This window comes from Rhizobacter sp. P5_A1 (assembly GCF_056400745.1).
Genome location: NZ_JBFUKR010000072.1, coordinates 1 through 1,534, shown reverse-complemented (window position 1 = coordinate 1,534; position 1,534 = coordinate 1). Strand labels below are relative to the sequence as shown.

Genomic DNA, 1,534 nt, shown 5'->3' with positions numbered 1-1,534 from the left:
GTCCGCTCGATGGGAATGTGAAGGGACTTCCCACATTCCTGCAACGGCGTCGAAGCGCCAAGATTGGTGGTGTTCGAAGTCATCAATCTGAAGCGTGGAAAGGGGAAGTCCGTGGAGCAGATTACACGAGGCGAGGCTGCAGGCCAAATCGTTCGCGTCGGTGCCGACCTGGCCAAGCGCGTTATGCAGGTGCATGCGGTCGATGCGACCGGCCGCGTTGTGTGTCGGCGCGCCTTGCCGCGCAACAAGTTCATCTCCTGGTGCGCACGTTTGCCTGCGGGCTGCAGCGTCGCGATGGAGATCAGCTCAGGCGCGCACCACTGGGCGCGCCGCCTCGTGGAGCTAGGCCTGGTGCCGCGGCTGATGAGCGCGCAACTCGTCGAGCCGTACCGCAGCCAAGGCGCCACCGGCAAGAACGACGCCAACGATGCAGCGGCCATCTGCGAAGCCGCTTCGCGACCGTCGATGCGCTTCGTGCCCGTCAAGTCCGTCGAGCAGCAGTCCATGCTGTGCGTGCACCGCCTGCGCCAGGGCCTCAAGGCCGATCGCACCGCGTGCATCAACCGCATCCGCGGGCTGCTGAGCGAGTTCGGCCTGGCCTTTGCGCAAGGCCCCGAAGCGCTGCGCCGAGTGCTCAGCGACGTGCTCGAGGACGGCTCGCACGAGATGAACACCCTGGCACGCCTGGTAATCCAGCGCGCGCAAGCGCAGTGGCACGAGTTGGACGAGCACATCGCCTGGTGCGACCAGCGCATCGCGCAGCACGCACGCGACAATCCGGCGGTGCGCCAGGCCGCGCAGCTGATGGGCATCGGCATCGTGGGCGCCAGTGCGGCCGTGGCCACTGTCGATGACTTCAAGCAGTTCAACAACGGTGCGCAGTTCGGGGCCTGGTGCGGCATCGTGCCGCGTCAGCACTCCAGCGGTGGCAAGACCCAACTCGGGCGCATCACGCGCCGCGGCGACACCTACCTGCGAAGCCTGTTGGTGCAAGGCGCCAAGTCGGCGGTGCTCACCGCACACAAGAGGAGCGATCCGATCTCGCGCTGGGCGCTTGCACTGCGCGAGCGCTCGGGCTGGCAGATCGCGGCCGTGGCGCTGGCCAACAAGAACGCCCGCATCTTGTGGGCGGTGATGACCAAGGGCGATCGCTTCGACGCTCAGCATGTGAGCGTCAAGCCCGCTGCGGCGCTCGTGCCCGCCACAGCCTGACGTGCGACTGATCTTCCTTGCGCGGACGACATGACGAAGATGCTCTGACAGGTCAGACCGGCGGCGGGCAAGCTCGACTAACCCTTCGTGACTCGACTATCCCGAGTGCCACGCGATTGGATTGGAGCCCCGCCGAGCGGTTCGCATCCGGGCCCGCACGACTCACGGCATCTGCCGCGTGCAACAAGGCCGTCTCTAGAGTGGCAGTCTGCTCCTCGTTCAGACCTTCGACTCACTGCGCGCTTCCAAAACCACCGCACTGTCATCGACGATGAATACGAATACGGCTTGACAGGGAAGGAAGTCCCTCTAAAGGGTTAGG

At 65.4% G+C, this 1,534-nt stretch carries 1 protein-coding gene; it reads left to right on the top strand.

Going from position 1 to position 1,534, the window contains the following annotated elements; all coding sequences use genetic code 11:
* Window positions 1-147 precede the first annotated feature (147 nt).
* Window positions 148-1,212 carry an IS110 family RNA-guided transposase gene (locus AC1DTW_RS28085; RefSeq protein WP_477985323.1) on the top strand — a complete coding sequence of 355 codons (1,065 nt, stop codon included), beginning with the start codon at window positions 148-150 and terminating at the stop codon, window positions 1,210-1,212.
* Window positions 1,213-1,534: the final 322 nt, after the last annotated feature.